We start from the raw sequence: 7989 nt of genomic DNA on the forward strand, positions 1-7989 counted from the left end.
CGGTCTGTACACTCCCAAAGGGAGAGGGGACCGATCGTGCCACAACTCCAGTACCTGAACACGGCTCCGTACAGCTCCCTCTCCTTTTTGGGGAGAGGGTAGGGGTGAGGGGGAGCAGCGATCGCCGGATGTTCTGGTTTAACGATCGCCGTGTTAAGACGGATTGACCGGCACCACGTTTTCGCTTGGGTAACAGCCCAACACTTTCAGCGAGCGGGTGATCGGTGTCAGGCCCTTCAACGCCTTCTCCAGCGCGACCGAACGCAAGTTAGCCTGCACATCGATATAAAACATCTCTTCCCACGGGTTACCGTTGATCGGGCGCGATTCCAGCTTGGTCATGATGATGCCGTTGTCACGTAACACCAACAGGGCTTCTACCAGAGCACCGGATTGTTGACCAGTGGCCATGATCAGCGTGGTTTTGGCCGGGACCTGCTCGGAAACCTCAATCGCCTTGCGCGCCAGGATAATGAAGCGAGTGATGTTCTGCTGCTGATTAGCCAGGTTATGCTCAAGTACCTGCAGGTTGTACAGTGCGCCGCCGGCTTCGCTGCCCAAGGCGGCAGCCGTTGGTGAGTTCAACTTGGCAACCTTCTCCATCGCGGCGGCGGTGCTTTCGCAGTATTCAATCTTCCAGTGGGGGTAGCGATTCAAATACTGGCTGCACTGTTGGAACGGCTGCGGATGGCTATAAACGGTTTCGATCTGCGCCAAATCGCTATCGCTGGCTACCAGCACGCAGTGATCGATAGGCAGGGTAAGCTCACCCACGATCGACAGGCTGGTGTGTTGCAGCAGGTCATACACGTCGTTAATAGAGCCGGAGCTGGTGTTCTCGATCGGTAGGATGGCGTAATCTGCCTGGCCTGTTTCCACCTGGGTAAAGATGTCCTGGAACTTCTGACAGCCACATTCGATCAGTTGATCAAAGTGGCGGGCGGCATATTGGCGGGCGGCCAGGTGCGAGTAAGAGCCTTTTGGCCCCAGGAAGGCAATACGTGCGGAATGTTGGCTGGTCTGGTTAAGCTGGTGCTGCAGCAGCGCCTGCTGGGTCAGTACAGAGTCTTCGATAATCAGCTGGAACAGGCGAGTGACGTAAAAACCATCGAGTTCATAAGGCTTGGCGGCGCTGATCAAGGCATCCAGCAGATCGCGTTCACGCTCTTTATCGCGGATCGGACGGTGCGAATGCAGCTTGGTTTTGCCCACTTCCACCGCCAGTTCACGGCGTTCTGCCAGCAGGGCCAGCAATTTCATATCCAGTGCGCTGATGCGTTCGCGCAGCACGAGTAACGGGTTGTCAGTCATAATCAGCTTTGCCTTGTATTCTTATATTCCCAGCGTCTTGCAAGCCGCGGCTTACAGTCCATCGGGGCGGGTTGTCACATAGCCATAAAAAAAGCCCCCTGCTTGAGGAGGCTTGGTTGTTCGTCTTCGCATTCTTTCTCACACGACGAAACGCCTCCCAATCAGGGGAAGGTAAAAAAGAATGCGAAGAAAAACGGTTTACGGCTCATAGCGTTCCTAAAATGGGTGTAAATCAGGGTTTAAAGTAACCGCTGGCTTTTCATTGTGTCAATAGAAACCGGCAGACAAAAAACGCGCCCTCGGGCGCGTTTGATGTGAAACAATCACTTGCAGGGCTATTCCTCTTCTTCCTGCGCGATTTCCGGAGCCAGGTCTTTCACGCTGGCATAAGCGCGGCGGGCTTCGCCTTTATGCTGTACTTTGTTCAGCTGACGCTCAAGTTTGGCAATCAGGTCATTAACGGCGATATACATGTCTTCATGTTTGGCGCTGGCAACCAGCGGGCCGTTAGGGGTGGTAATGGTAGCGTCGACGGCAAACCCTTTAGGTTCTTTAGATAAGACAATGTGTGGGTTGATCAGCTGCGCCTGCCACTTTTCCAGTTTACTGAGACGGTCTTCGACATGACTACGGATTGCGGGGGTGATATCCATTTGTTTGCTGGTAATGTTGACTGTCATATAACTTACCTCTCTGTCTTTCCGTCTTGGATAGATTCAGCATACCCCGCTTTTTGCCGAAATGCGTGATAGAAAACACATATTTTTGTCACTTTTTGCAAAGTTAGTTCAATCTGTGATTTAGCCTCTGAAACGTTCATCTAACGCTTGAGTCTTAGTCGCAGAACGCGCATTATCGATAGGTTAACCGGTGGCTTAGCCTTGCTAACACCGTGTTTTTGCTTGTGTATTTATCCTGGAAATGGCTGAATTTGCAGCAAATGAAAACGGCAGCCGAGGCTGCCGTTTTGTTTTTGTGTCACGCTGAAAACTTAAGCTGCGTTGGCGGCGATGATTTTCGCGACCTTGTCGGCCTGAGCAGTCAATTGCAACTGGCGATAGGCGTTTTCCATCAGCGGCAGCGCGTCGCGCGTCGCTTTGGTGTCCGGGAATTCACGCATCATCTGTTCAACACGATTAACTACCGCGACGTAAGCGCCACGTTTAGTGTAGTATTCCGCCACTGAAAGCTCGTACTTGGACAGACGGTCCTTCAGGAATACCAGACGTTTGTAGGCATCGGTCGAGTATTGGCTGTTCGGATACTGCTGGATCAGCTGGCTGAAGTCGCGGAATGCGGCGCGGGCATGCTGTGGATCGCGGTCAGAACGGTCAACCCCAAAGAAGCCTTGCAACGCACTGTCATCCAACGCCATATCGGTCAGACCGCGCATGTACATGACGTAGTCGATGTTTGGATGCGTTGGGTTCAGACGCATAAAGCGATCGATAGAAGCCTGTGCCAGCGGTAAATCGGCAGATTTATAGTAGGCATAGACCAGATCCAACTGGACCTGCTGAGAGTACGGCCCGAATGGATAGCGGTTATCTAACGCTTCGAGTTGCGTAATCGCGCCCTTAAAGTTACCGTCCTGCAGTTTTTGCTGGGCAGTAGCATAGATTTCCGAAGGCGGGCTGTCGGGAACCGCATCCTTGGATGTGGAGCAACCTGCCAGCGCCAGGCTCAACGTGGCTGCCGCCACCAGATATTTCATACGCGTCATGACGTTTTGATTATCCTCAGGGTGTTATTCCGGGAGACTGTCCGTTAAGCTCCCGACAAAAGACCAGTTACAATAGCACATTATATTAAACGGCATCGCCGTGAAAACCCAACGTTAACGAAGAAGCTGCATATGGCACAACAAGTACAACTCACCGCAACGGTGGCCGAATCTCAACTCGGACAACGTTTAGATCAGGCTTTGGCCGAATTGTTCCCTGATTATTCACGATCACGCATAAAAGAATGGATCCTGGAAGACAGGGTACAGGTCAATGGCAAAACGATAAACAAGCCGAAAGAGAAGGTGCTGGGGGGAGAGACGGTCGCCATTGATGCACAGATAGAAGAAGAGGCCCGTTGGGAACCGCAGGACATCCCACTGAATATCGTCTATGAAGACGCCGATATTCTGGTGATCAACAAGCCTCGCGGCTTGGTGGTACACCCTGGTGCGGGTAATCCGGATGGCACGGTGCTTAACGCATTGTTACATTATTTCCCAGAGATTGCCGACGTGCCGCGTGCTGGTATCGTTCACCGTCTGGATAAAGATACCACCGGCCTGATGGTGGTAGCGAAAACCGTTCCGGCGCAAACCCGTCTGGTAGAGGCATTGCAGGAACGTGAGATCACTCGTGAGTACGAAGCAGTCGCGATCGGCACCATGACCGCGGGTGGCACGGTGGAGCAACCTATTGCCCGCCACTCCACCAAACGTACTCATATGGCTGTGCACCCAATGGGTAAACCTGCGGTGACGCATTACCGCATTATGGAACATTTCCGCGCCCATACCCGCTTGCGCCTGCGTCTGGAAACTGGCCGTACGCACCAGATCCGCGTGCATATGGCGTATATCGACCATCCGCTGGTGGGCGATCAGCTGTACGGTGGCCGTCCTCGTCCGCCAAAAGGGGCATCCGAGGCGTTCATCACCACGCTACGCGGCTTTGATCGTCAGGCTCTGCACGCCACCATGCTGCGTCTGTATCACCCAATCAGCGGTATCCAGATGGAATGGCATGCGCCAATTCCGCAGGATATGGTCGATCTGATCGATGCGCTGAAGCTGGATACCGAAGAATTCAAAGATCAGATGGATTGGTAATGAGTTCGCTGATTGTGCCCGATTGGCCGTTGCCCGCAGGGGTAACAGCCTACAGCTCCACTCGTCACGGCGGTGTCAGCCTTCCTCCTTATGACTCGCTGAACCTGGGCGATCACGTTGGGGATGATGCGCAGGCCGTGGCGCGTAACCGCCAATGCCTGGTCGCAGCGGCTGGTTTGCCGCAATTGCCTCTGTGGCTGGAGCAGGTTCATGGTACGCGGGTGCTGACGCTGGATGGGCAAACGCCTGAAGATCTGCGCGCCGACGCGGTTTACAGCAATGTGGCCGGGTTGGTCTGTGCGGTGATGACGGCGGATTGCCTGCCGGTGTTGTTTGCTTCGCAGGCGGGTGATGAAGTTGCCGCCGCGCATGCGGGTTGGCGTGGCTTGTGCCATGGCGTACTGGAAAATACCGTGGCGCGCTTTGCTACAGCACCCGAAAACATCACCGCCTGGTTAGGCCCGGCGATCGGCCCAAGCCGGTTTGAAGTTGGGGCAGAAGTACGGGCGGCATTTATGGATATTGATAGTGCCGCCGCCGCCGCTTTTACTCCCCAGGGTGAAAAATTCCTCGCAGACCTCTATCTTTTGGCGCGTCAGCGCTTGCAACGTGCTGGTATTTTCACCATTTATGGCGGTAATCGTTGCACAATGAACGAAATGAGTCATTTTTTCTCCTATCGGCGCGACGGAACTACCGGACGTATGGCAAGTTTGATCTGGGTGAGATAACCTACTGCGCTAGGACGATCCACTGATGCATGACGTTGTACTCATAATATAGTGTCGAGATAACCTTGAAAATTTGAGGGATGACCTCATTTAATCTCCAGTAGCAATTTTGACCTACATTGGAGGTGTTATGCGTCTGGATCGTCTTACTAACAAATTCCAGCTTGCCCTCGCCGATGCCCAATCTTTAGCCCTTGGGCGCGACAACCAATTTATTGAACCGTTACATCTGATGAGCGCCTTGCTCAATCAGGAAGGGGGCACGGTTCGTCCATTACTGACTTCTGCCGGGATTGATGCTGCGCGCGTGCGCACCGACATCGATCAGGCATTGTCACGTCTGCCGCAGGTTGAAGGCACCGGTGGGGATGTTCAACCCTCACACGAACTGGTACGCGTACTCAACCTGTGCGACAAGCTGGCGCAAAAGCGTGCAGACAAATTTATTTCATCCGAGCTGTTTGTGCTGGCGGTGCTTGAAGATCGCGGCAACCTGACCGATCTGCTGAAAGCGGCCGGTGCAACGGCGGACAAGATAGCCAAAGCCATTGAACAAATGCGGGGGGGAGACAGCGTGGATGACCAAGGTGCTGAAGATCAGCGTCAGGCTCTGAAAAAATACACTATCGATCTCACTGAGCGTGCGGAACAGGGCAAGCTTGACCCGGTGATTGGCCGTGATGAAGAGATCCGCCGCACCATTCAGGTGCTGCAACGCCGTACCAAAAACAACCCGGTGCTGATTGGTGAGCCTGGTGTCGGTAAAACCGCCATCGTTGAAGGCCTGGCGCAGCGCATTATCAACGGCGAAGTCCCGGAAGGGTTGAAGCATAAACGCGTGCTTTCCCTGGATATGGGCGCGTTGATTGCCGGTGCCAAATACCGTGGTGAATTTGAAGAACGCCTCAAGGCGGTACTGAGCGATCTCTCCAAACAGGAAGGCAGCATCATCCTGTTCATCGATGAGCTGCATACCATGGTGGGTGCCGGTAAAGCCGATGGTGCGATGGATGCGGGCAACATGCTCAAACCTGCATTGGCCCGTGGCGAACTGCACTGCGTAGGGGCGACCACACTTAACGAGTATCGCCAGTATATAGAGAAGGATGCTGCGCTGGAGCGCCGCTTCCAGAAAGTCTATGTCGCGGAACCGAGCGTGGAAGACACCATCGCCATCCTGCGTGGTTTGAAAGAACGCTATGAGCTGCATCACCATGTGCAGATCACTGACCCGGCGATCGTGGCTGCGGCGACGCTGTCGCACCGCTACGTCTCCGACCGTCAGCTGCCGGATAAGGCCATCGACCTGATCGACGAAGCCGCATCCAGCATTCGTATGCAGATGGACTCTAAACCGGAATCGCTCGATCGCCTGGAGCGCCGCATCATCCAGTTGAAACTGGAACAGCAGGCGCTGAACAAGGAATCGGATGACGCCAGTAAAAAACGTCTGGAAATGCTGAGTGGCGAGCTGGAGCAGAAAGAGCGCGAATACTCGGAGCTGGAAGAAGAGTGGAAAGCGGAAAAGGCTTCGCTTTCTGGTACCCAGAATATCAAGGCGGAGCTGGAGCAGGCCAAGATCACGCTGGAGCAGGCTCGCCGAGTCGGTGACCTTGGGCGTATGTCTGAACTGCAATATGGCAAAATCCCTGAGCTGGAAAAACAGCTCGAGGCGGCCACGCAGGCAGAAGGCAAGACCATGAAGCTGCTGCGTAACCGTGTTACCGACGCCGAAATCGCCGAGGTATTGGCAAAAGCGACCGGTATCCCGGTAGCCAGAATGCTGGAAGGTGAGCGTGACAAACTGTTGCGTCTTGAGCAGGAGCTGCACTCACGGGTGATTGGCCAGGATGAGGCCGTGAACGCGGTATCTAATGCGATTCGCCGTAGCCGTGCCGGTCTTTCCGATCCTAACCGGCCGATCGGTTCGTTCCTGTTCCTCGGTCCTACCGGGGTGGGTAAAACCGAACTGTGTAAGGCGTTGGCTGGGTTCCTGTTCGACAGTGATGACGCGATGGTGCGTATCGACATGTCCGAGTTTATGGAGAAACACTCCGTATCGCGGCTGGTGGGTGCGCCTCCAGGTTATGTCGGTTATGAAGAGGGCGGTTATCTGACAGAAGCGGTGCGCCGTCGTCCTTATTCAGTGATCCTGCTGGATGAGGTGGAAAAAGCGCATCCAGACGTCTTCAATATCCTGTTGCAGGTGTTGGATGACGGACGTCTGACAGACGGGCAAGGCCGTACCGTTGATTTCCGTAATACCGTGGTGATCATGACTTCTAACCTGGGGTCCGATCTGATCCAGGAGCATTTCGGTCAGATGAGCTATCCACAGATGAAGGCATCGGTCATGGAGATGGTGAGCCAACATTTCCGTCCGGAATTTATCAACCGTATCGACGAAGTGGTGGTGTTCCATCCGCTCGGCCAGAAACATATCGCGCAGATTGCCAAGATCCAGTTGGCGCGTCTGTACCAACGTCTGGAAGAGCGCGGCTACGAAGTCAGTATCACGGAGCCGGCATTGGAGCTGTTGGGCAAAACCGGTTACGACCCTGTCTATGGGGCACGGCCGTTGAAACGAGCTATCCAGCAGGAAATCGAAAACCCGCTGGCGCACCAAATCTTGTCTGGCAAGTTAATCCCAGGCAAACCGGTGACGCTGGATGTGGAAAACGACCATATTGTTGCCAAGCAATAATAGCGGTTGTTGCTGGTAGCTATATAGAAGGGGGCGGTTTTTACCGCCCCCTTTTCTTTGGCTTTCGTCTGGTAGTGGCATTTTCAGTGATCAGTACGTTGAAAATGGGACTTTTTCGTCTGATAAATGAGCGAAAATGGCGTAATGGTTCGCTTTTTGAACGCTTGAAAGATTTTTTGAATTTAAGGGTTGCGCCCTTCTGAGAACTCCCTATAATGCGCCTCCACTGACCGGGAACAACGACTCCTCTAACGAGAACCAAGTCGCCCAGCCAGGAAGAAGCAACCCGGTGAAAACACCGCGTCTCGCAAGAGAAAAAGGTTGACTCTTCAGCGGGAAAGCGTAATATGCACATCCCGCGTTACTGAGAAACTTAACGGTAACGAACGCTCTTTAACAATTTATCAGAC

7 protein-coding genes and 1 other annotated feature are annotated in these 7989 nt (G+C 53.8%); of the genes, 3 read left to right on the forward strand and 4 right to left on the reverse strand.

What is annotated here, in order from left to right:
• Positions 1 to 153: 153 nt before the first annotated feature.
• The 4 genes from pheA to bamD all read right to left on the reverse strand — a co-directional run bounded on the left by pheA (position 154) and on the right by bamD (position 3034).
• A complete protein-coding gene (gene pheA, locus U869_RS0120905; RefSeq protein WP_025123764.1) occupies positions 154 to 1311 on the reverse strand; it encodes a bifunctional chorismate mutase/prephenate dehydratase in 1158 nt (385 codons plus the stop codon).
• Positions 1312 to 1395: 84 nt separating this feature from the next.
• Positions 1396 to 1521 (reverse strand) — a sequence feature (Phe leader region).
• The gene (pheL, locus tag U869_RS32425; RefSeq protein ID WP_192958309.1) at positions 1473 to 1520 is read right to left on the reverse strand and encodes a pheA operon leader peptide PheL; all 48 of its coding nucleotides are present in this window, start codon (positions 1518 to 1520) and stop codon (positions 1473 to 1475) included. Its footprint overlaps the feature before it by 48 nt.
• 125 nt (positions 1522 to 1646) lie before the next feature.
• Positions 1647 to 1991 carry a ribosome-associated translation inhibitor RaiA gene (gene raiA, locus U869_RS0120910; RefSeq protein ID WP_025123763.1) on the reverse strand — a complete coding sequence of 115 codons (345 nt, stop codon included), beginning with the start codon at positions 1989 to 1991 and terminating at the stop codon, positions 1647 to 1649.
• A gap of 311 nt (positions 1992 to 2302) precedes the next feature.
• Positions 2303 to 3034 carry an outer membrane protein assembly factor BamD gene (gene bamD, locus U869_RS0120915; protein ID WP_025123762.1) on the reverse strand — a complete coding sequence of 244 codons (732 nt, stop codon included), beginning with the start codon at positions 3032 to 3034 and terminating at the stop codon, positions 2303 to 2305.
• A gap of 132 nt (positions 3035 to 3166) precedes the next feature.
• On the opposite strand from bamD, the gene rluD reads away from it, so the two are divergent.
• From rluD to clpB, 3 genes are all read left to right on the forward strand, one after another.
• Positions 3167 to 4144, forward strand: coding sequence for a 23S rRNA pseudouridine(1911/1915/1917) synthase RluD (gene rluD, locus U869_RS0120920; RefSeq protein WP_025123761.1), 978 nt, complete (start codon positions 3167 to 3169; stop codon positions 4142 to 4144).
• The gene (gene yfiH, locus U869_RS0120925) at positions 4144 to 4875 is read left to right on the forward strand and encodes a purine nucleoside phosphorylase YfiH (RefSeq protein WP_025123760.1); all 732 of its coding nucleotides are present in this window, start codon (positions 4144 to 4146) and stop codon (positions 4873 to 4875) included. The genes rluD and yfiH overlap by 1 nt, the downstream gene beginning before the upstream one ends.
• Before the next feature lie 130 nt (positions 4876 to 5005).
• On the forward strand, positions 5006 to 7579 hold the full coding sequence (clpB, locus tag U869_RS0120930; RefSeq protein WP_025123759.1) for an ATP-dependent chaperone ClpB: 2574 nt from the start codon (positions 5006 to 5008) through the stop codon (positions 7577 to 7579).
• Positions 7580 to 7989: the final 410 nt, after the last annotated feature.

The sequence above is a fragment of the Serratia sp. H1w genome, from assembly GCF_000633355.1.
Classification (GTDB): domain Bacteria; phylum Pseudomonadota; class Gammaproteobacteria; order Enterobacterales; family Enterobacteriaceae; genus Chania.

Coding starts and splice junctions, on each gene's coding strand:
- bamD (WP_025123762.1), bottom strand. CDS start 3,034: ATGACGCGTATGAAATATCTGGTGGCGGCAGCCACGTTGAGCCTGGCG.
- pheA (WP_025123764.1), bottom strand. CDS start 1,311: ATGACTGACAACCCGTTACTCGTGCTGCGCGAACGCATCAGCGCACTG.
- rluD (WP_025123761.1), top strand. CDS start 3,167: ATGGCACAACAAGTACAACTCACCGCAACGGTGGCCGAATCTCAACTC.
- clpB (WP_025123759.1), top strand. CDS start 5,006: ATGCGTCTGGATCGTCTTACTAACAAATTCCAGCTTGCCCTCGCCGAT.
- yfiH (WP_025123760.1), top strand. CDS start 4,144: ATGAGTTCGCTGATTGTGCCCGATTGGCCGTTGCCCGCAGGGGTAACA.
- raiA (WP_025123763.1), bottom strand. CDS start 1,991: ATGACAGTCAACATTACCAGCAAACAAATGGATATCACCCCCGCAATC.